Origin of the sequence: Hansschlegelia quercus (genome assembly GCF_004310425.1) — a bacterium.
Lineage (GTDB): Bacteria > Pseudomonadota > Alphaproteobacteria > Rhizobiales > Methylopilaceae > Methylopila > Methylopila quercus.
The window spans coordinates 75196-94571 of the sequence record NZ_SIUB01000003.1 but is presented as its reverse complement, the minus strand read 5'-3'; the positions used below and the strand labels follow the sequence as shown (position 1 = coordinate 94571).

The following is a 19376-nucleotide window of genomic DNA, read 5'->3' as shown; positions in this document are numbered from 1 at the left end:
GCGGATAGATGCCTGATCGCGGATATTAGATCGATTTCGCCCTTAGCCTCAGGGCATTTCCAATGACGCTGACAGACGACAGCGCCATCGCCGCGGCCGCCACGACGGGCGAGAGCAGCAGCCCGAAGGCGGGGTAGAGCACCCCTGCGGCGATCGGGATCCCCGCCGCGTTGTAAACGAAGGCCAGTACGAGGTTCTGCCGGATGTTCGACATCGTCGCCTCCGAGAGCCGCCGCGCCCGCACGATGCCGTTGAGGTCGCCGTGCACGAGGGTCACGCCCGCGCTCTCGATCGCAACGTCGGTCCCAGCGCCCATCGCGATCCCGACGTCAGCGGCAGCCAGAGCCGGTGCGTCGTTCACGCCGTCGCCGGCCATCGCCACGACGCGGCCCTCGCGCTTCAGCCGCTCCACGATTTCGTGCTTGGCCTCCGGGAGAACGTCGGCCTCGACCTCGTCGATGCCGAGCTTTCGCGCCACCGTCTCGGCCGTCGTGCGATTATCGCCCGTCAACATCACGACGCGCAGCCCCTCGGACTTCAGCGCGCGAATTGCTTCCGCCGTCGTGGACTTGATTGGATCGGCGATGGCGAGGACCCCCGCGGCCTTCCCGTCGACGGCCACGTAGATGGCGGTGGCGCCGTCGCGCCTCAGCTCGTCGGCGCGGTCGGAGAGGGCCGGGACCTCGACGCCGCCGGCCTTCATGAACCAAGCGTTGCCGATCACCACCAGGCGACCACCCACGGCGCCGGACACGCCTTTGCCGCTCGGGGCGTCGAAGTCCGCGACGGGCGGGACGGCGAGACCGCGCGCCTCGGCCGCTGTGATCACCGCCTGACCAAGCGGGTGCTCGGACGCGCGCTCCACCGCGGCGGCGAGGCTCAGGAGCTCGTCTTCCGTAAATCCTTCCGTCGTGATCACCGCGGTGATGGCCGGCCGGCCCTCGGTGAGGGTGCCCGTCTTGTCGACCACCAGCGTGTCCACCTTTTCCAGCCGCTCCAGCGCTTCCGCGTTCCGCACAAGGACGCCAAGACCGGCGCCTTTGCCGACCCCGACCATGATCGACATCGGTGTGGCGAGGCCGAGCGCGCAGGGGCAGGCGATGATCAGGACGGCGACCGCCGCGACCAGGCCGTAGGCGTAGGAGGGCTCCGGCCCCAACGCGGCCCACGCCGCGAAGGCGACGCCCGCGATCAGGATCACAGCGGGCACGAACCAGCCTGAGACGGTGTCCGCGAGCCGCTGGATCGGCGCCCGGGAGCGCTGCGCCTGGGCTACCATCTGGACGATGCGCGCCAGCATCGTGTCCCGGCCGATCCTGGTGGCCCGGACGGTCAATCCGCCCGACTGGTTCAGCGTGCCGCCCGTGACAGCGTCTCCGGCGGCCTTGGAGACCGGCATCGACTCGCCTGTGACCAGCGCCTCGTCGACGACGGAGCGACCGTCGACAACCTCGCCGTCCACGGGGACCTTCTCGCCCGGACGTATGCGGATGAGGTCGCCGACGGCGATGTGCTCGACCGAGACCTCCTCGTCTGAGCCGTCGTCCCTGATCCGCCGCGCGGTCTTAGGCGTAAGGTTGATCAAAGCGCGGATGGCGCCGGAGGTCTGGTCGCGCGCGCGCAGCTCCAGCACCTGGCCGAGCAGCACCAGCACCGTAATGACGGCCGCGGCCTCGAAGTAGACCGCAACCGTTCCGTCTGGTCCGCGGAACGCCGGGGGGAAGATCCCGGGCGCCAGCGTCGCGACCACGCTGTAGGCGTAGGCGACGCCAGTGCCCATCGCGATCAGTGTGAACATGTTGAGGTTGCGGGAGACCACAGAGGCCCATCCGCGCTGGAAGAACGGCCACCCTGCCCAGAGAAGCACAGGCGTCGCGAGCGCGAGCTGGATCCAGACCGAGGCCGTCGGCGGCACGATGTGGTGGATGGCCGGAAAGACGTGCGAGCCCATCTCCAGCAGGAAGACAGGCACCGCCAGCGCCAGGCCGATCCAGAACCGACGGGTCATGTCCGCGAGCTCGTGATTGGGCTGGGCCTCCGCGGTCACGAGCTCCGGCTCGAGCGCCATGCCGCAGATCGGGCAAGAGCCCGGGCCAACCTGGCGGATCTGGGGGTGCATCGGGCAGGTGTAGATCGTGCCCTCGGGCATCGGCTCCGGCTCGGCTGCGGACGGCAACAGGTACTTGTCGGGATCGGCCTCGAACTTCGCCTTGCATCTGGCCGAACAGAAGAACTCGGTCTTGCCGCAACGGTCGACGCGGTGCTTCGCGGTCGCCACCTCTACCGACATCCCGCAGACCGGGTCCGTCGCCGAGCCGGTTCCGTGATCGTGTCCGTGGCTGCCGCAGCAGGAGGCGGGCTTCGCTGTACCGTGAGCGTGTATGTGCGTCTCCATAAGCCAAGCCCTCCTGCATGAAGTATACCCCACCGGGGTATTTTTCGGCTTGCGTTGTATACCCCCATTGGGTATCGATCAAGCCATGCAGTGCTGCACCAAGACCTCCTGCGCAAAGCGGCTGAACCGGATCGAGGGTCAGGTCCGCGGCATCACGCGCATGCTCGAGGAGGACCGCTACTGCATCGACGTGGTCACCCAGATCTCCGCGGTCCGCGCCGCCCTGAAACGGGTGGAGGAGGAAATCCTCAAGGACCACGTCGGCCACTGCGTCGAGGACGCCATCCAGTCCGGCGACAAGGACGAGCAGCGCCAGAAGGTCGCCGAACTCGTCCATGTCCTCGGGAGGGTGCGCGCATGACCGTTCACTCGCTCCTGCGGCTCTTCGCGGGCCTCGCGCTCGCGATGTTCATGGCGTCGAGCTGGGTAACCCCGAGCGAGGCTCACGCGGCCCAAGACGCGCCGCCCGTGGCGGCGCAGCAGGCAAGCGCCGTCCCGACAGCGAAGTCCGAGATCGTGGTGGCTGCCTCGATCGAGCAGGGCGTCCAGTCCGCATCCGAGGACTGCGCGAGCCACATGGCACAGCCTGGTTCAGCCAAGTCGTCCTGCTGCAGCAACACCTGCCATGCGGTCATCTCGATCGAGTTCGCGTCGTTCGGCGCCGTATCGGCGGCCGTGACCGTCCTGCCCGCGCTTCCGGCCCCCGTCGCCCTTGCGGGACCGACGGTCCACATCAAGCGCCCCCCGAGACCGTCCGCCGCGCTGGTCGGCTGACGTCCTCGCACGCCCGACGCATGCCCTGAACAGGGCTCCGTCGGACATACCCCGAGACATCTGACCGATCGCGCGCCTCGCCGGCGCCCGTGCGCCATCGCGCCTGCTCGTTCAGATCCCGGGGTTCCCCCATGAAGCCGCTCGTCTCGGCTGCCGCCGCCCTTCTAGTGGGCGGATGCACCGCGCAACTGCCGTCGCCCGTCGCAGGAGGCGATCCACGCGATCCCTCCGCACCCGTTCCGGCGGTCAGGCACGCCTCCGTAACGGCGGGAACGGTCGACTACCGTCCAGTCGAGCCCAAGCTGTGGCTCGAGCAGAACAAGGGCGTCTCTCCCAAACCCGCGGAGGGGATGTGATGGCGGCCCTGCGCCCGCTCCTCGTGCGGACAGCCGCGGTCGCGGCGCTGTCGGCCTCGCTCGCCGCCTGCGCCTCTGTCGGCTCGGACGGCGGGATGGCTCCCGTCATCTCCAGGGTCTCCCTCGACCTCGGGAAGGACACGGCGAAGATCGTCACGGCGTCGGACGCCGCGGCGGTCAAGGCCCGCGTCGATAGGCTGCTCGCGCGCCCGTTGACCGCCGACGCGGCGGTGCAGATCGCGCTGTTGAACAATCGCGGCCTGCAGGCCGAGTACAACGTGCTCGGCGTGTCCGAGGCGGAGTACGTCGAGGCGAGCCTGCCGCCGTCGCCAACGGTCTCCATCGAGCGGGTCGCCGGCTCGGGCGACCTCGACGTCGAGCGGCGGCTGATCGCTGACCTGCTTCAGCTCCTGACGCTGCCAAAGCGGGCCAAGATCGCGAAGACCGAATTCCGCGCGGCCCAGTACAAGGCGATCGCCGCGACCTTCCGCACCGCCACCGAGGCGCGACGGGCGTTCTACCGGGCCGTGGCGGCGCGGGAGACCGCCGCCTTTCTCGAGAGCGCGAGGGCGTCGGCCGGAGCCGCCGCCGAACTCACCAAGAAGCTGGGCGAAACCGGAGCCGCGACCAAGCTCAACCAGGCACGTTCCGGCGCGCTCTACGCGGAGGTCGCGACCGAGCTTGCCGAGGCGCGGCTGGAGGCGTCGAAGGAGCGCGAGGCTCTGACGCGCCAACTCGGCCTCTGGGGCCGCGACCTTAATTACAAGCTCCCCGGGAGGCTCCCGTCCTTCCCGCGGCTCAAGAGCCAGGGCGACGTAGAGGCGACCGCGATCCGCCAGCGGGTCGACATCATCGGGGACCGCCTCGAGCTCGACGCGCTCGCCCAAGCCTACGGCCTCACCGAGCAGACCCGAGCGATCTCGATGCTCGAGGTCACGGGCCTCGCCAACCACACTAGGTCGGCGGATGGCGAGAAGGCGAACCCGAAGGGATTCGAGGTCGCCGCCGAGATCCCGATCTTCGATTTCGGGAGGGCGCGCTCCGTCAAGGCCCGGGAGACCTACATGGGCGCGGTCAACCGCCTGCTCGAGAAGGCGGTCAACGCCCGCTCCGAGGCACGCGAGGCCTACGCCACCTACCGCGGCCGCCACGAGATCGCCCGAGCATACCAGGACAGGGTGCTGCCGCTCCGCAAGGTCATCACCGAGGAAGCGCAGCTCCAGTACAACGGCATGCTGGTCGACGCCTTCGAGCTGCTCACCAACGCCCGCGAGAACGTCGCCGCGAACGTCGCGGGGATCCGGGCAAAGCGCGACTTCTTCATCGCCGACGTCGATTTCCAGGCTGCCCTGATCGGCGGCGGCTCGGCCGACGAACCCGCGCCCGAACCCAAGCCCGCCTCCGCAAATCCGGCCTCGGCCGCATCGCCCGAATGAGGAGACACCCATGACCGTCTCGCGCAGATCCTTCCTGTCGGCGTCCGCGGCCGGCGCGACGTCGCTGGTGGCGGCGACCGCCGTCTCAGGCCGCGTTCAAGCCGCGGGCATCCCCGAGGCCGCGACCATGACGGAGGCGACCATGCAGCCGCCGCTCGTTCCGTCGACGGGGGTCGACTACAACCCGGTCGTCACGCTCAACGGCTGGACGGCGCCCTGGCGCATGAACGGCGAGTGGAAGGAGTTCCACCTCGTCGCCGAGCCAGTGATCCGGGAGCTCGCCCCCGGCATGGTCGCCCATCTGTGGGGCTACAACGGGCAGTCGCCCGGCCCGACCATCGAGGCCGTCGAGGGCGACAAGGTCCGGATCTTCGTGACCAACAGGCTGCCGGAGCACACCACGGTGCACTGGCACGGCCAGTTGGTGCCGTCCGGCATGGACGGCGTGGGCGGACTCACCCAGCCGCACATCAAGCCGGGGAAGACGTTCGTCTACGAGTTCCAGCTCCGGAAGAGCGGGACCTTCATGTACCACCCGCACGCCGACGAGATGGTCCAGATGGCGATGGGCATGATGGGCTTTTTCGTCGTGCACCCGAAGGATCCGGCGTTCCGCCGGGTCGACCGCGACTTCGTCTTCCTGATGTCGGCCTACGACATCGACCCAGGGACCTACGTGCCCCGGGTCGCGGAGATGACAGACTTCAACCTCTGGACATGGAACACGCGCGTGTTCCCGGGGATCGACCATCTCGTCGCCGCCAAGGGGGACAAGGTGAGGATCCGGTTCGGCAATCTCACGATGACGAACCACCCGATCCACATGCACGGCTACGACTTCAAGGTGTCTTGCACCGACGGGGGCTGGGTCCCGGAGGCGGCCGCCTGGCCGGAGGTCACGGTCGACTGCGCCGTCGGACAGATGCGCGCCTTCGACTTCGTCGCCGACGCCCCCGGCGACTGGGCGATCCACTGCCACAAGTCGCACCACACCATGAACGCCATGGGCCATGAGGTCTCGAACTTCATCGGCGTGGACAAGAAGGACATCGCCAAGAAGATCAAGGCGGTGGTCCCCGGCTACATGCCGATGGGCGGCGCGGGCATGGCCGACATGGGCGAGATGGAGATGCCGCTCCCCGACAACACGCTGCCGATGATGACCGGCTTCGGCCAGTTCGGCCCGATCGAGATGGGCGGGATGTTCTCGGTCGTGAAGGTCCGCGAGGGGCTGGCGAGCGGCGACTACAAGGATCCGGGCTGGTTCAAGCACCCCGAGGGGCAGGTCGCCTTCGAATGGAAGGGGCCGGACCAGGACGCGGCCGCAGCCCCTCCCGCGAAGCCAAAGCCCGGCGACATCGAGATGGACGTCGTGAAGCCCAAGGCGGGCTCCGGCGGTCATGCGAACCACTGAACGTCCATCACCATCAGGAGCATGTTCATGAAGAAGCTGTTGATCGCGGCTGTCGCCGCCATCGCGATCCCCGCTGCTGCCCTCGCGCATTCCGACCACGAGAGCACGGCGTTCGGAGAGCCCGGGGATCCGAAGGCGCCGTCGCGCACGGTCGAAATCGTCATGAAGGAGACCTCGGACGGCAAGATGCTGTTCGAGCCGCTTTCCGTCACCGCCAAGAAGGGCGAGCAGATCCGCTTCGTCCTCAAGAACGAGGGGCGGCTCACCCACGAATTCATGCTGGCCACGCGGGCGGACAACGACAAGCACGCGATCGCGATGCGCAAGAACCCCGACATGGAACATGACGACCCCAACGGTCGCACGATCCTCGCGGGAAAGACTGACCAGATCGTCTGGAAGTTCTCGAAATCGGGCGACTTCAACTTCGCCTGCCTGATTCCGGGCCATCGCGAGGCCGGGATGGACGGCTCCGTCGCCGTCAAGTGAACCCCGCAATCAAGGAGACCACGATGAAGAAGTTCCACATCGCGGGCGGCGCCATGGCCGCCGTCCTGTTCGCCGCCACCGCGGCCTTCGCCGCCGAGGGCACCGTGAAGAAGATCGACGAGAGCGCCGGGAAGATCACGCTCGAGCATGGTCCGATCAAGAGCCTCGACATGGACGAGGGGATGACCATGGTTTTCAAGGCCGCGGACCCGGCGATGCTCAAGTCCGTGAAGGTCGGCGACAAGGTCACCTTCGACGCCGACCGCGTGAATGGCCAGATCACGGTCACCAAGATCCAGAAGAAGAAATGACCTCGTTCGGCGGGCGCGGTCCGCGCGCTCGCCGCCCTTACTCGACTCAAGGAGCAAAATGATGCGCAAGACGATCTTCGCCGCCGCCCTCCTGCTCGCGCCCGCCATGGCCCATGCCGAGGACGCCAAGTCGCCCCCGGAAGGCGCGGAGAGCCTTCCCAAGGCCTGCCAACAGGCCTCGTCCGGTCAGGGCATGGCGGGCAAAGCCATGGAGATGGGCGACAAGGCCAGCCATTCGATGTCGTCCGACATGAGCGAGGCGCAGAAGGCGTCGATGAAGGCGATGTCCGACATGAACAGGACCATGCGCGCCGCCCACTCGATCAAGGATCCCGATCTCGCCTTCATCTGCGGGATGATCGCCCATCACCGTGGGGCGGTCGCCATGAGCAAGATCGAGCTGCAGTCCGGCAAGGACCAGCAGGCGAAGACCTGGGCCAAGAAGATCATCGAGGACCAGGAGAAGGAGATCGCGGAATTCGAGGCGTTGGCGGCCAAGGTCGGCAATGCGAAGTGAGGGACGGCGGCGTGCGGGCGATTCCGGCGCCGCCATTTTCAGGAGGACAACGATGCGCGTCATCCTCATTTGCCTTGCGTTCGGCGCGTCAACGGCGGTCGCGGCTCCTGGAGGTTCAGGCCCCTCGGCTCCGGACACCGACATGCTGGCGGACGTGCTGTCGACGGCTTTCCTCGCTAAGAACCTCACGCTGGTCTGCTCGCAGCAGGACAGGTGGTTCGCTGAAGACACCAAGAAAGGCGACTTGGACGGCGTTGGCTTCGCCGACCATGTCGAGCGTGAGGTGCTCGACCGACTGTCGAAGACGGAGTCGGGTATCGTGGTGATCCGCGCGGCGAACGCGTCGCGGGCGGTCTCCCTCGGCCTCATCCACGTGATGGGAGACGCGCCGGCGGACGAGCAATCGGAGCGCCTTAGCGCCTGGTGCAAGGCCAAGGCGAAGCCCCTGGTGCAAGGGATCCTCGTGCAGCATTAGATCCGCCACGACCTTTACGACCGCATGCTCGTGCAGGCGAAGCAGTGATGCGCGCTGGCACACGTAGCGATGGACGGACGCCTCGCGAGCGCCTCATTTGGACGCGTTGGTCGCTTTCATGTACCCACGGCGCACAGGCTTTCCAGGTGCATGGCGTCGAACTCCCCCGACGCCAGCAAATCCTGGAGCTTCGACGGCGTCGTGATCAGCTTCTGGTAGACGAAATACATGCGAGCGTCCGGAAGGTCCCCGAACGACTTGAGGCTCGCCTCTTTCGCCAGCCGTGCCCGGTCGAAGTGCAGAGCCGTGAAAGGAGTTCTCCCGCGGCGGGGAACGCGCCCATCCCTCGATCCGCAACCCTTTGGGATGTAGGTAAGCTTGGCCCGGAGGTCGCGGGTCCTGTCTGGGGGACGGCCGTCGACGATCGCCTCGCAGTCACTGAACACCAGGTCGTGCAGGGCGATGTAGTGGGCGCATCAGGGTGCGGCGACCTTCCGTGCGCGTTCCGCTTCGACGCGGGCAGCGATGAATTGCGCGATGCCGGGCCCCGCCAGCAGCGTGAAGATCAGCCTTCCGGTCTGCAGCGCCATCACGAACGACGCGTCGACATTGGCGGTCGCGGCGATGATCGCGACAGAGTCCGCTCCGCCCGGGCTGGTCGCGAGATAGGCGGTGAGCGGGTCGATCCCGCCGAATGCGACGAGCGTCCACGCGAAGAACGCGCAGATCGCGATCAGCGCGAAGATCGAGAGCAGGATCTGCGGCAGTGCGCGGGCGGCGTGAGCCAGGATCTCGCGCGTGAACCGCGTGCCGATGCTGACCCCCATCACGGAAAAGGCGACGACGAGAAGCCAGGGCGGCAGCGCGAGCGTTACGCCCATGGCGTCCTGCAGCGCGATGGTCACCGCCATCGGGACGAGAAGCGGGCCAGCCGGGATCTTCAGCGCTCGGGCGAGCGGTACGCCGAAGCCCACCACGGCGACCGTCACCAGCAGGCCCCGCCAGTCGAAATTGGGAAAGAAGACGTGCCGCGCGGTCGCGTCGGTCGGGCCGATCCACACCCGCGAGACGATCGAGGCCGTCGCGACCACCATCACGACGCGGGCGTATTGCATGAAGGCGACGAGGCGGAAGTCCGCGCCGTAGCTCTGGGACATCAGCGTCATGGCTGCGGCGGCCCCCGGCGAGGAGCCCCACACCGCGGTCGTCCCCGGCAGGACGCCGCTGCGCGCGATCGCCCAACCGAGCAGGCTGCTGGCGAGCGTGACGGCCACGATTGGGCCGATCAGCAGCGGCCAGTTCGCGACGATCCCGCCAAGCGCAGACGCCGGGACCCCATGCCCGATCAGACAGCCGACGACGCCTTGCGCCACAAGGAAAGCGCCGCGGTGCGCGCGCGCCTTGCCGCCGGAAACCGCCACCGTGATCGAGGCGATCATCGATCCGACCAGAACGGCGGCCGGAAAGCCCATCAGTTCGAGCAGGACGATCAGCGGAACAGCGAGCGCCGCGAGCGTCGCCCAGCTCACGAGAGCCGGACGGCGGGCGAGCGCCGGCAAGCGCTCAGGATCGCGGGACATCGCCTGTCAGCGCCTTGCCGCCGCGGGCGTCACGTTCCGGTCCAGGTCGGGGCGCGCTTGGCGAGAAACGCTTCCACGCCATGATGGAAGTCTGCGCTGCCGTAGACCTCCTCGACGATGTCATGGTCCGAGGCCTGCGGATCGAGGCTCAGGCGCCGCATCGCCTCCTTGGTGGCGCGCAGCGTGACCGGGGCGTGCGCCGCAAGGCGCGAGCACATTTCCTCGACGGCCGCGTCCACGTCGGCCGTGACGGTGACGTAGCCCGCCGGCATCTCCTCGGCGGTCGGCGTTTCGGCGAGAAGCAACATCCGCTTCACGATCCCAGGCCCGAACGCGTCGGTCAGCCGCCGAAGGCTCGCGACCGAGAGGCAATTGCCGAGCGTGCGCGCGATCGGCACGCCGAAGCGCGCGCCGGGCGTCGCGACACGGAAGTCGCAGGCGTTGGCGAGCGCCATGCCGCCGCCGACCGCCCAGCCTTCCACCACCGCGATCGACGGCACCGGTAGAGCCTCGAGCGCGCCGACATAGGAGTCGACCTTCTGTTCGTAGGCGACGCCGTCCGCGCCGGAAGAGAACGCTCGAAACTGCTCGATGTCCGTGCCGGCGACGAAGGCCTTGCCGCCCGCGCCGCGGAAGACGGCGACGCGAACGTGAGGATCCGCCGCGATCCGGCCGCAGGCGGCGGCGAGATCCTCATACATCGCGAACGTCATCGCGTTGCGCGCATGCGGCCGGTCGAAGATCACGCGCGCCACGGCGCCTTCGATCGTCAGCCGCACCGCGCCCTGTGGAGGCGCGGCGCCTTCGGCGAGCGGCTCCGTCGCGCTCACGACGCGAACGCTCCGCGGTCGGCGAGGTCGCGGCGGGCGTCCGCATCGAGCCCGAGTTCGGTCAGGATGGCGTCGGTATGCTCGCCGAGCAGCGGCGGGTGCAGGCGCACCTGCTGCGGCGTGCCGTTCAGCTTCACCGGGAAGCCGATGTTCGGAACCTTGCCTTCGATCGGATGATCGATCTCCATCCGCATCTGGCGATGGCGGCTGTGTTCGCTGTCATAGGCTTCCGGATAGGTGTGCATCGGCCCAGCCGGGATGCCGACCGCAAGCAGCGCCTCCACCCAGTCCTCGGAGGTGCGGGTGACGAAAATGGTCTCGAGCTCCTCGATCAGCACGAGCCGGTTCTTAAGCCGCGCGGGGTTGTCGATGAAACGGGTATCCTCGATCAGCTCGGTGCGCCCGATCGTCTCGCAGAGCTTGATCCACAGCTTCTGGTTGGTCGCGCCCATGACGAAGTAACCGTCGCTGGAGCGGACCGCCTGATAGGGCGCGCTCATGCGGTTCGAGGTGCCGAGCGGCACAGGGTCGACGCCCGTGCCCCAATACTCGGACGTATCCCAGATGGAGAACGCCAGGGCGGCCTCGAACAGCGACGCGTCGATATACTGGCCCTGGCCGGTGCTCTTGGCCCCGATATAGGCCGCGAGCGCCGCATAGGTCGCGAACAGGCCGCATCCGATGTCGGCCACGGGAACGCCTGCCTTCACCGGCGCGCCGCCCGGATGACCGGTCACGCTCATCACGCCTGACATGGCCTGCGCGATGAGGTCAAAGCCCGGACGGCCCGCCCAGGGGCCGGTCTGTCCGAAGCCCGAGATTGAAGCGTAGACGAGCCGCGGATTGATCTTGCTGAGGACATCGTAGCCGCACTTCAGCTTCGTCATGACGCCCGGGCGATAGTTTTCGACCAGAATGTCGGCGGTCTCGACGAGCTTGTACAGGACTTCGCGGCCGGCCTCTGTTTTCAGGTTGACCGCGACGCTGCGCTTGTTCCGGTTCATGTTGAGGAAGCCCATGCTGTCGGGCCCCTTCATCTTGAATCCCATGGCGCCGCGCGTCTGATCGCCGCCGGCCGGCGGCTCGATCTTGACCACGTCCGCGCCGAGGTCTCCGAGCAGCATGCAGGCGTAAGGTCCGGCCATCACCTGGCTGACGTCGAGCACGCGAACGCCGGCCAACGGAAGCGGACGGGCCGACGCGCCGGTCTCGGTCTTGCGCTCCGTGTCGAGGCGCTCCTGTTCCAGAACATCGCTCATGGGACTGTCTCCTGGCTCTATCGCCTCGGGCCGTGCCGAGCAGCGAAATCAATAATTACGTTCGGAGGCGGCGAGCGCCTCCTTGGATCGTGGCGGTCAGGCGACCGCCGGTTCTCCGGCGTCGGCCATCCGCCCGTCGCTCGACGGCGCGGCCGTCTCTCCCTTGATGTATGCGCGAGCGATGCCCACGGTCGTGCCGGTCACGTGGCGCTCGAGCAATTCGCCGAGCTCCGCGCCGGCGCGCGCCTCGAGCAGGCCGATCATCTCCTCATGCTCGGCGACCGCGTTCCGCCAGTGCTCCGGCTTCTTCCGGACCACGAAGCGGCACGCGTTGATGCGGGTCAGGATCTGCTGATAGAACGCGACGAGCGTGGCGTTGCCCGCGATCTCGAAGAACGTCTCATGGATCAGCCGGTTGAAGCGGAGATAACCGGGCTCGTCGCCGCTCCGATAGCAGGCCATCATCTGCTCATGGAGGTTCTTCACGCGCGCCACGTCCGCGTCGGTGGCGCGCTCGCAGGCGAGCGAGCCCGCGAGCCGCTCGAGCGAGGCCATGATCGGGAACAGCTCGGCGATCTTCTCTTCCGAGATGCGAGAGACGATCGCTCCGCGGTGCGGAAGGATCTCGAGCGCGCCCTCCGCCGCCAGCACCTTGAGCGCCTCGCGGATCGGCGTGCGCGACACGCCGAACCGCTCGCACAGCTGCTCCTCCGGCACCTTCTCGCCCGGCCGCAACTCGCCCTGCATGATCATCTCGCGCAACGGGGCGACCAATGACTGGTAGAGCGAATGGCGGATGATCGGGCTAGTCGGCTTCATCACTGACCTGCAGTCGTCGCGGGCGCGTCACGACCATCGTAGCGCGCGGCCGCAACTACCGAAACAACGCCCTCTCGCGCGCCGTCCGGCTTGAACCGGCGGTGTACGTAGGAGATCGCCGGCAGCAGGAGCAGCAGGATTCCGAGGCCCATCATGGTGGCGACGAGGCCGTTGGCGAAGAAGATCGAGGCCGAACCGTCGGACGTCAGAAGCGCCTGCCGGAACGCGTCCTCGGCCTTGTCGCCGAGCACCATGGCGAGCACGAATGGCGCGAGCGGATAGTTCAGCTTCTTGAACGCGTAGCCCAGGACGCCGAACACCAGCGCCAGCCATACGTCGAACATGTGGTTCGCGACCGTGTAGGCGCCGATGACGCACACCACGGCGATGATCGGGCCGACGACCTTGAACGGCGCGCGCAGCACGTAGGCGAACAGCGGCACGGTCGCGAGCACCAGAACGACCGCGATGACGTTCCCGAGATACATGCTGGCGATCAGGCCCCAGACGAAGTCCGGGCGCGTGGTGAACAGCATCGGTCCGGGCGACAGGCCCCAGATCATGAGGCCGCCCATCATCACGGCGGCGGTGGCGGAGCCCGGAATGCCGAGCGCGAGCATCGGCAGGAGCGCGCAGGAGCCCGCCGAGTGGTCCGCGGTCTCGGGCGCGACCACCCCCTCAGGCTCGCCGGTGCCGAACTTCGAGCCGCGCTTCGAGAAGCGGCGTCCGAGCGCATAGCTCATGAAGGACGCGGCAGTCGGCCCGCCCGGCGTGATGCCCATCCAGCAGCCGATCGCGGCGCTGCGGATCAGCGTCGCCCAGTAGCGCGGAAGCTCGGCGAGCGTCCTGAAGATTTCTGTCATACTCAGGCGCGCTTTCACGCCCTCGAACTTGACGCCCTCTTCCATGGTGATGAGCAGTTCGCCTAGGCCGAAGAGCCCGATGACGGCGATGAGGAAGCTGACGCCGCCGATGAGCGGGTCCCAATCGAACGTCAGGCGGCTTTCGCCCGAAATCGTGTCCATGCCGATGGTCGCGCAGGCGAAGCCGAGCATCATTGAGACGAGCGTCTTGAACGGCGAGCCGCCCGACATGCCGATGAAACTGGCGAACGCCATGAAGTAGACCGCGAAATATTCGGCCGCGCCGAAGCGAAGCGCGAACTGCGCGACCCAGCCCGACAGCAGGGTGATCACGATGACCCCCGTCATCGCGCCGATGCCCGCCGACCCAAAGGCGAGCGTCAGGGCTCGGACAGCCTCGCCCTTGCGCGCCATGGGGTAGCCGTCGAACGTCGTCGCGACCGAAGACGGCTCGCCGGGTATGTTGAACAGGATCGAGGTTGTGGATCCGCCGAACAGCGCGCCCCAATACATCGACGTCAGCAGGATGATGGCCGCGATCGGGTCCATCCCGAAGGTCAGCGGCAGAAGCAGCGACACGCCGTTTGGCGCGCCGAGGCCGGGCAGCACGCCGACCACGAGGCCGAGTAGCACGCCGGCGATCATGATGAGGACGTGATGCGTGGTCAGAGCGACCGCGAATCCGTCCATAAGCTGGCCGAAATTGCCCATTCTGGCTGTCCCTCCCGGCCGCTCAGTAGATGCCGAAATATTCGAGCACCGGCCCCTTGAGCAGCGGCACGGTGAACAAGATCTCGAAGATCACGAAATTCGCCGCGGTGGTGATAGCCGCGACGAGAAAGGCGTTGAACGGCCGAAGCTTCGCGCCGAGCCAGGTGGCGAAGAACAGATAGAGCGCCATTGCGATGTAGAGGCCGAGCCACTGGCACAGCGCGACGAGGACGACGAGCGGCACGAAGAAGGCCGCGACCGTGCGTATATTGTGGCCGTCCGCGAAGACCTCTGCAGCGCCAGAGCGCCAGAGCGCCTGGACGGCCGTGCCGGCGCTGCCGAGGATGATCAGGCAGCCGACATAGAAGGGGAAGTACCCGGGCTCGGGGCCCGAGGCTCCCCAGGCGACGCCGTTCTGGAGCGCGCTGTAGCAGACCAGCGCGCCGAGCCCTCCGGTGACGAAGGCGACGACGAATTCTGCGGCGTTGCGCGAGATGACCATGGCGAAGACCTCCGGAAATGCGGGCGCAGGAGCGCAGGCGGCTCGGCCGCCGGCCCCTGCGCGCCCGCGTCAGTTCTCGGCGCGCAGCCAGCCGTTGGTCTTGTACATCTCGGCGTAAGACGCCTTGTGCTTGGCGATGAACTCCTTGAAGGCGTCGCCTGTCAGCACGCGCGGGATCTGGGCGCCGCGCGAGACGTAAGCCTTGAAGTCCGGCGTCTCGGCAGCCTTTTTCAGAAGCTCGGTGTAGTAGGCGACCGCCTCCGGCGGCGTCTTCGCTGACATCCATACGGTCCTCGGCTGCGCGAAGCTCTTCACGTCGATGCCGGACTCGGCGCAGGTCGGAATCGCGTTCCATGACATGCCATCGGCGATCACCGTCTTGTCCTCGAGGCGGGCGTCCTCGAAAACGCAGAGCGGCTTCTGCACGCCGGCCTTCCACTGCTCGACGCTCTCGCTCGGATTGTTGACGTTGGCGGTGATGTGGCCGCCCGCGACCTGGATCGCGGCCTCGCTGCCGCTTTTGAACGGGATGTAGGTGAGATCGACGCCGGCCTTCTGCTCGATCAACGTCATCAAGGTCTCGTCGGCTTCCTTCGCCTTGGCGCCGCCGACCTTGAGCGCGCCGGGCTGTTCCTTGGCCTTGGCGATGAAGCCCTTCACGTCCTCGATGCCGGAGGTCTTCGGGTTGACCCACAGCAGGAAGGGGTCGAACGCCATCGCGGCGATCGGCGTCAGATCGTCGAGGCTGTAGGAAAGCTTCGAGGCGAGGGGCAGGACGTAGGCGTCCTGCGTGCCGAAGAACAGCTTGTAGGGATCGCCCGGGCTGGTCTTGGCGTAGATGAAGGTCTCGGCGCCCGAGCCGCCCGCCTTGTTGGTGACGATGATCGGGCTCGTCAGCAGGCCAGACTTCGACAGCGAAGCCTGAACGACGCGTGCGAAGGTGTCGCTGCCGCCGCCGGGGCCCGCCGCCACGATGAATTCGACGGGCCGCGTCGGTTTGAAGTCCTGCGCCATCGCAGGCGCCCCCGCCGCCAGCATCGCGGCGAGCGCGATGGTTCTTTGGATTTTCATGAGCGGCCTCCCAGCAATTCGGCGTTCGCCGTTGTTGAAAACCAGCCTGATCTCGCAGAAATCAAAAATCAATAATTATAGATGCATTTAATACGAAAGGCTTACCGACGTCGTGGCAAAAGACATAGCAGCGCCAGCTGCAGATGCGCTTCCACGAATTAGACGCAGTGCGCGCGGGGAAGTTCGGAGCTCCCTTCGCGACATCAGCTTCACGCCCGCGGCTGCGATCGGCACGGCGGCGGTGAAGGCGAAGCGAGCTTCGTCCGCGCCCAGCGGCCGCAGCGTCGTGACCAAGACTTCGTCGGAAAGCGCAGCGCCGGTGCCGAGCATCTTCGCTCCGCGGATCGTGACGCCCCCCGGATCCTCATCGACGATGCGGACGGCGACCTCGCCGTTACCACCCTCGCTTGCCGCCTTCGACCGGTCGCCCTGCGGATCGATGATGACGTAGGACAGATATAGGTCCTGGTCGCGTGCATAGGCGTAGTAATCGAGCACTGCGTCGGCCCGGCGCCTTCATGCCTGCGGTAGACCTCCGCGCTAGCGCGTGGCCCTTGTAGCGATCAGCGTGACGCAGACGAAATATCAACGACGTCCTTTCGACAATTAGATCAAATACAATTTGCGACACTCTCGTCAATCATCCAAAAACTTATAGTGTCGTCAGTTTAAGCTGTTGATATATAAATGAGAAGGCGACTAGCGCGATAGCATCCAGGGGAGCGACGCTGACTGGAAATCGGCCAAGCTTCGGCTAGCCGATAATAGAACTTGGCGCACGGAGGAATTGCGCTCGGCCTTCACAGCCGACATCAGCAAGTGGGCGACACCGGTCTACCAACCCAAGCAAACTTCGGGTTTCGCGATGAATGGATCATCCTTCGCCCCTATTATGCAATGCCGCGTCCATGAACATTTCCGATGCGAGGGCGGTATCGGCCTTTGCTTCAAGCGCCGTTCGATCACGCCTCGGGACGCCAGATTCATGACAGCCTTACGATCTGTTTTGCGCGCGAGACCCTTTCGCGCCGGGAGCGTCGCCGTCGCTTTGGCGCTCGCCTGCCTGGTGGCCGCGGCGCCGGCTGAGGCGGCGCTGGTCAAGGTTAAGGCTGGCCATCTCGTCGCTATCGACATGGCGCCTCTGTTCGTGGCCAAGGAGAGCGGGTGTTTTGAAAAGGAAGGGCTCGATGTCGAGACGGTGTTCTTCGCCAACCCCGGCGACAACAACGCCGCCCTTGCCGGTGGGGCCATCGATTTCAGCACGAACCCCTTCACGCTGCCGTTCTTTGCCGCCAACAGCGGCGTACCCATCCGGGTGGTGGCGTCCGCCGGCGGTTGGGGCGTGATCGAAGTGGTCGCGCAGAAGGCCTCCGGGCTGAAGACGCTCGACGACGTCAAGGATCACATCGCGGCGGCCAAGCCTAAGCTCAAGATCGCGACCCTACAGGGCGACACGCTGGAGCTGATCCTGACGCGCGCCTTCGCCAAGGCCGGGATCGACCCCGAAGCGACTGAGTTCGTCTACTTCAACGACCTGCTCGCGATGGTCGAGGCGTTCCGTGCGGGCCAGGTCGACATCCTGAGCCACATCAAGCCCTACACGACCGAAATGGTCGCCGAAGAGGGCGCCATCGTACTGACCAACGATGCGGAGACCTGGACCCGGTTCTCGCCGAACACGGTGGTGAGCGTCCTGGACAAGACGCTGACCGAAAAACCAGACGTGGTGAAGGGATATCTCAGCGGGCTGATCTGCGCGGCAAAGATCATCAACGAGACGCCGGAGAAGGCCGTCGAGATACTGACCAAGGGCAGGTATTTCCGCGTCGAGCCGGCTGTCCTGCTGGAGGCCTTCAAGTCGGCGCCGGCGCCGGTTTCGTTCATCCCGGACGTGGACTCGATCCAGGGCGTCGTGACCGATCTGACGAAGCTCGGCTACGTGAAGGGCGCGACGAAGGCTTCCGACATCTTCCGTCTCGACATGATCACGTCCCTGCAAAAATGAGCCGCGCCGACGCCCTCGCCCCGACAATCTTCGGCGCGGGCACGCTCGCGCTGCTGCTGGGGCTTTGGGAGTATCTCGGTGCCGGCCAGGGGGTGGCTTTAACGTCGGTGCTGCCGCCACCGAGCCGGTTCATTGCCACCGTGGCTGAGAGCGGTTTCCGCATCGGGCTCGGGTCGCAGGCCGCGCCGCTCGTCCAGAGCGTCGCATCCACCTTCTTCCGCGTGTTCGCCGGCATGGCGATCGCCTTCATCGCCGCGATCGTCACTGGCGCGGCGCTCAGCCTGTCGAAGGTCGCGACATGGTGCCTGACGCCGGTGCTCTACGTGCTCGCGCCGATCGCGCCGATCGCCTGGATCCCGACCGCGATCGTGGTGTTCGGCATCTCTAACGTCACCGCGGTCTTCATCGTCTTCATGGGGGTCTACTTCATCCTGACGATCGCAACGCTCGCGGAGATACGCCGCCTGCCTGAGGAGTTCACGACGATCGCCGGCAATCTCGGCGCAGGGCCGGCGCACCGCTGGTTCCGCGTGGTGCTTCCGGCCATTCTGCCCGGCGTGTTCACGCTGTTGCGCACCAACTTCATCGCGGCCTGGATGGCGGTGCTCGTGGCGGAGATGGTCGGCCTGCGCGACGGGCTCGGCGCTATCATCATGATGGGTCGGAATCTGTTCAACAACGAGCTGATCATGTTCGGCATGGCGATCATCGGCGTGTCGGGCTTCATCGTGGACCGGATGCTCGCCCTGATCGCTGCCCGGGTGCTGTGGTGGCGGATCTGACCGTGCTGGCCCCGTCGCCCGAGGAGCCCGCGTTAAAGGTCGACCGCCTGACCGTCGCGTTTCCCGGCGCCGGCGCCGCTGCGCGCTCGCCGATCGTAGATTTTTCGCTGGAGATCGCCCTCGGCGAGATCACCTGCCTGCTAGGCCCTTCTGGGTGTGGGAAGACGACCCTGCTGAGGGCGCTCGGGGGCTTCGCGCGCGCAAAGGACACCGGCGGCGTGCTGTTCCAGGGCCAGTGGCTGAAGGAGCCGACGCCCGACATCGTCATGATCTTCCAGGAGAACAATCTTTACCCCTGGCTGACGGTGCGCCGGAACGTTGCCTTCGGGCTCCCATATTGCGAGGGGACGCGAGAAGAGAAGCGTGTGCGGCTGGAGGCGATGCTGCGCCATGTTGGCTTGGAGGCCGCGGCCGATCAGTATCCCCGCGAGCTCTCCGGCGGCATGCGCCAGCGGACGGCGATCGCCCGCGCTCTGGTGGTCAACCCCAAGGTTTTGCTGCTGGACGAGCCGTTCAGCGCGCTGGACGTGGCGCTGAGGCGGCGGATGCAGGACCTGATGCGCGCGATCTGGGAGACGACCCGAACCACCTTCGTCATGGTCACCCACAATGTGGAGGAGGCCATCATGGTCGGTCACCGCGTCATCGTGCTCGGCGGACGCCCCATGACGGTGCTGCTGGACGAGCGGACCGAGGCGACGCCGAAGGACCGCTACGCGCCCGAGACGCTGGCGCTGCAGCGCCGGATCGAAGACCTTATCGAATAGCTGAGGGATCGCATGAGGAG

The 19376-nt window shown here is 66.7% G+C and carries 20 protein-coding genes; 11 read left to right on the top strand and 9 right to left on the bottom strand.

Annotation, left to right across the window (positions count from 1 at the left end; all coding sequences use genetic code 11):
• Nucleotides 1-25 precede the first annotated feature (25 nt).
• On the bottom strand, nucleotides 26-2395 hold the full coding sequence (locus tag EYR15_RS07415) for a heavy metal translocating P-type ATPase (protein ID WP_131002618.1): 2370 nt from the start codon (nucleotides 2393-2395) through the stop codon (nucleotides 26-28).
• 85 nt (nucleotides 2396-2480) lie between these two features.
• On the opposite strand from EYR15_RS07415, the gene EYR15_RS07410 reads away from it, so the two are divergent.
• The 8 genes from EYR15_RS07410 to EYR15_RS07370 all read left to right on the top strand — a co-directional run bounded on the left by EYR15_RS07410 (nucleotide 2481) and on the right by EYR15_RS07370 (nucleotide 8167).
• Nucleotides 2481-2756, top strand: a complete 276-nt coding sequence (locus EYR15_RS07410) for a metal-sensitive transcriptional regulator (protein WP_131002616.1) — start codon at nucleotides 2481-2483, stop codon at nucleotides 2754-2756.
• Nucleotides 2753-3169, top strand: a complete 417-nt coding sequence (locus EYR15_RS07405; protein WP_131002614.1) for a hypothetical protein — start codon at nucleotides 2753-2755, stop codon at nucleotides 3167-3169. Before EYR15_RS07410 ends, EYR15_RS07405 begins: the two co-directional genes overlap by 4 nt.
• A 355-nt stretch (nucleotides 3170-3524) precedes the next feature.
• Entirely contained in the window at nucleotides 3525-4961 is a 1437-nt protein-coding gene (locus EYR15_RS07395) for a TolC family protein (RefSeq protein WP_131002610.1), read from the top strand.
• Between the two features lie 10 nt (nucleotides 4962-4971).
• Nucleotides 4972-6375, top strand: coding sequence for a multicopper oxidase family protein (locus EYR15_RS07390; RefSeq protein WP_131002608.1), 1404 nt, complete (start codon nucleotides 4972-4974; stop codon nucleotides 6373-6375).
• Nucleotides 6376-6402: 27 nt separating this feature from the next.
• On the top strand, nucleotides 6403-6864 hold the full coding sequence (locus EYR15_RS07385; RefSeq protein ID WP_131002606.1) for a cupredoxin domain-containing protein: 462 nt from the start codon (nucleotides 6403-6405) through the stop codon (nucleotides 6862-6864).
• Between the two features lie 23 nt (nucleotides 6865-6887).
• Nucleotides 6888-7175 (top strand): copper-binding protein, encoded by a 288-nt coding sequence (locus EYR15_RS07380; RefSeq protein WP_131002605.1) that lies wholly within the window; start codon nucleotides 6888-6890, stop codon nucleotides 7173-7175.
• 61 nt (nucleotides 7176-7236) lie between these two features.
• Nucleotides 7237-7692, top strand: a complete 456-nt coding sequence (locus EYR15_RS07375) for a DUF305 domain-containing protein (RefSeq protein WP_245498202.1) — start codon at nucleotides 7237-7239, stop codon at nucleotides 7690-7692.
• Nucleotides 7693-7744: 52 nt separating this feature from the next.
• The gene (locus tag EYR15_RS07370; protein WP_131002603.1) at nucleotides 7745-8167 is read left to right on the top strand and encodes a hypothetical protein; all 423 of its coding nucleotides are present in this window, start codon (nucleotides 7745-7747) and stop codon (nucleotides 8165-8167) included.
• A gap of 476 nt (nucleotides 8168-8643) precedes the next feature.
• Here EYR15_RS07370 and EYR15_RS07365 read toward each other — a convergent pair whose 3' ends face one another.
• The 8 genes from EYR15_RS07365 to EYR15_RS07330 all read right to left on the bottom strand — a co-directional run bounded on the left by EYR15_RS07365 (nucleotide 8644) and on the right by EYR15_RS07330 (nucleotide 16300).
• Entirely contained in the window at nucleotides 8644-9747 is a 1104-nt protein-coding gene (locus EYR15_RS07365) for an AbrB family transcriptional regulator (protein ID WP_131002601.1), read from the bottom strand.
• A 29-nt stretch (nucleotides 9748-9776) separates the two neighbouring features.
• The gene (locus EYR15_RS07360; protein ID WP_131002599.1) at nucleotides 9777-10577 is read right to left on the bottom strand and encodes an enoyl-CoA hydratase/isomerase family protein; all 801 of its coding nucleotides are present in this window, start codon (nucleotides 10575-10577) and stop codon (nucleotides 9777-9779) included.
• Nucleotides 10574-11836, bottom strand: coding sequence for a CaiB/BaiF CoA transferase family protein (locus EYR15_RS07355; protein ID WP_131002597.1), 1263 nt, complete (start codon nucleotides 11834-11836; stop codon nucleotides 10574-10576). Before EYR15_RS07355 ends, EYR15_RS07360 begins: the two co-directional genes overlap by 4 nt.
• 96 nt (nucleotides 11837-11932) lie before the next feature.
• A complete protein-coding gene (locus tag EYR15_RS07350; protein ID WP_131002596.1) occupies nucleotides 11933-12655 on the bottom strand; it encodes a GntR family transcriptional regulator in 723 nt (240 codons plus the stop codon).
• Nucleotides 12655-14229 carry a tripartite tricarboxylate transporter permease gene (locus tag EYR15_RS07345; RefSeq protein WP_131002595.1) on the bottom strand — a complete coding sequence of 525 codons (1575 nt, stop codon included), beginning with the start codon at nucleotides 14227-14229 and terminating at the stop codon, nucleotides 12655-12657. The genes EYR15_RS07350 and EYR15_RS07345 overlap by 1 nt, the downstream gene beginning before the upstream one ends.
• Before the next feature lie 22 nt (nucleotides 14230-14251).
• A complete protein-coding gene (locus tag EYR15_RS07340; RefSeq protein WP_131002593.1) occupies nucleotides 14252-14731 on the bottom strand; it encodes a tripartite tricarboxylate transporter TctB family protein in 480 nt (159 codons plus the stop codon).
• 69 nt (nucleotides 14732-14800) lie between these two features.
• Entirely contained in the window at nucleotides 14801-15802 is a 1002-nt protein-coding gene (locus tag EYR15_RS07335; RefSeq protein WP_131002591.1) for a tripartite tricarboxylate transporter substrate binding protein, read from the bottom strand.
• 87 nt (nucleotides 15803-15889) lie between these two features.
• Complete coding sequence (locus tag EYR15_RS07330; RefSeq protein ID WP_131002589.1) at nucleotides 15890-16300, bottom strand: 4-hydroxyphenylacetate 3-hydroxylase N-terminal domain-containing protein; 411 nt, start codon at nucleotides 16298-16300, stop codon at nucleotides 15890-15892.
• A 550-nt stretch (nucleotides 16301-16850) separates the two neighbouring features.
• On the opposite strand from EYR15_RS07330, the gene EYR15_RS07325 reads away from it, so the two are divergent.
• From EYR15_RS07325 to EYR15_RS07315, 3 genes are read left to right on the top strand one after another with little or no spacing between them, the layout of a single operon-like run.
• The gene (locus EYR15_RS07325; protein WP_245498201.1) at nucleotides 16851-17807 is read left to right on the top strand and encodes an ABC transporter substrate-binding protein; all 957 of its coding nucleotides are present in this window, start codon (nucleotides 16851-16853) and stop codon (nucleotides 17805-17807) included.
• Nucleotides 17804-18589 carry an ABC transporter permease gene (locus EYR15_RS07320; protein WP_131002586.1) on the top strand — a complete coding sequence of 262 codons (786 nt, stop codon included), beginning with the start codon at nucleotides 17804-17806 and terminating at the stop codon, nucleotides 18587-18589. The genes EYR15_RS07325 and EYR15_RS07320 overlap by 4 nt, the downstream gene beginning before the upstream one ends.
• The gene (locus EYR15_RS07315) at nucleotides 18577-19356 is read left to right on the top strand and encodes an ABC transporter ATP-binding protein (protein ID WP_165455456.1); all 780 of its coding nucleotides are present in this window, start codon (nucleotides 18577-18579) and stop codon (nucleotides 19354-19356) included. The genes EYR15_RS07320 and EYR15_RS07315 overlap by 13 nt, the downstream gene beginning before the upstream one ends.
• The last annotated feature ends 20 nt before the right edge of the window (nucleotides 19357-19376 follow it).

Coding starts and splice junctions, on each gene's coding strand:
- EYR15_RS07415 (WP_131002618.1), bottom strand. CDS start 2,395: ATGGAGACGCACATACACGCTCACGGTACAGCGAAGCCCGCCTCCTGC.
- EYR15_RS07410 (WP_131002616.1), top strand. CDS start 2,481: ATGCAGTGCTGCACCAAGACCTCCTGCGCAAAGCGGCTGAACCGGATC.
- EYR15_RS07405 (WP_131002614.1), top strand. CDS start 2,753: ATGACCGTTCACTCGCTCCTGCGGCTCTTCGCGGGCCTCGCGCTCGCG.
- EYR15_RS07395 (WP_131002610.1), top strand. CDS start 3,525: ATGGCGGCCCTGCGCCCGCTCCTCGTGCGGACAGCCGCGGTCGCGGCG.
- EYR15_RS07390 (WP_131002608.1), top strand. CDS start 4,972: ATGACCGTCTCGCGCAGATCCTTCCTGTCGGCGTCCGCGGCCGGCGCG.
- EYR15_RS07385 (WP_131002606.1), top strand. CDS start 6,403: ATGAAGAAGCTGTTGATCGCGGCTGTCGCCGCCATCGCGATCCCCGCT.
- EYR15_RS07380 (WP_131002605.1), top strand. CDS start 6,888: ATGAAGAAGTTCCACATCGCGGGCGGCGCCATGGCCGCCGTCCTGTTC.
- EYR15_RS07375 (WP_245498202.1), top strand. CDS start 7,237: ATGCGCAAGACGATCTTCGCCGCCGCCCTCCTGCTCGCGCCCGCCATG.
- EYR15_RS07370 (WP_131002603.1), top strand. CDS start 7,745: ATGCGCGTCATCCTCATTTGCCTTGCGTTCGGCGCGTCAACGGCGGTC.
- EYR15_RS07365 (WP_131002601.1), bottom strand. CDS start 9,747: ATGTCCCGCGATCCTGAGCGCTTGCCGGCGCTCGCCCGCCGTCCGGCT.
- EYR15_RS07355 (WP_131002597.1), bottom strand. CDS start 11,836: ATGAGCGATGTTCTGGAACAGGAGCGCCTCGACACGGAGCGCAAGACC.
- EYR15_RS07350 (WP_131002596.1), bottom strand. CDS start 12,655: ATGAAGCCGACTAGCCCGATCATCCGCCATTCGCTCTACCAGTCATTG.
- EYR15_RS07345 (WP_131002595.1), bottom strand. CDS start 14,229: ATGGGCAATTTCGGCCAGCTTATGGACGGATTCGCGGTCGCTCTGACC.
- EYR15_RS07340 (WP_131002593.1), bottom strand. CDS start 14,731: ATGGTCATCTCGCGCAACGCCGCAGAATTCGTCGTCGCCTTCGTCACC.
- EYR15_RS07335 (WP_131002591.1), bottom strand. CDS start 15,802: ATGAAAATCCAAAGAACCATCGCGCTCGCCGCGATGCTGGCGGCGGGG.
- EYR15_RS07320 (WP_131002586.1), top strand. CDS start 17,804: ATGAGCCGCGCCGACGCCCTCGCCCCGACAATCTTCGGCGCGGGCACG.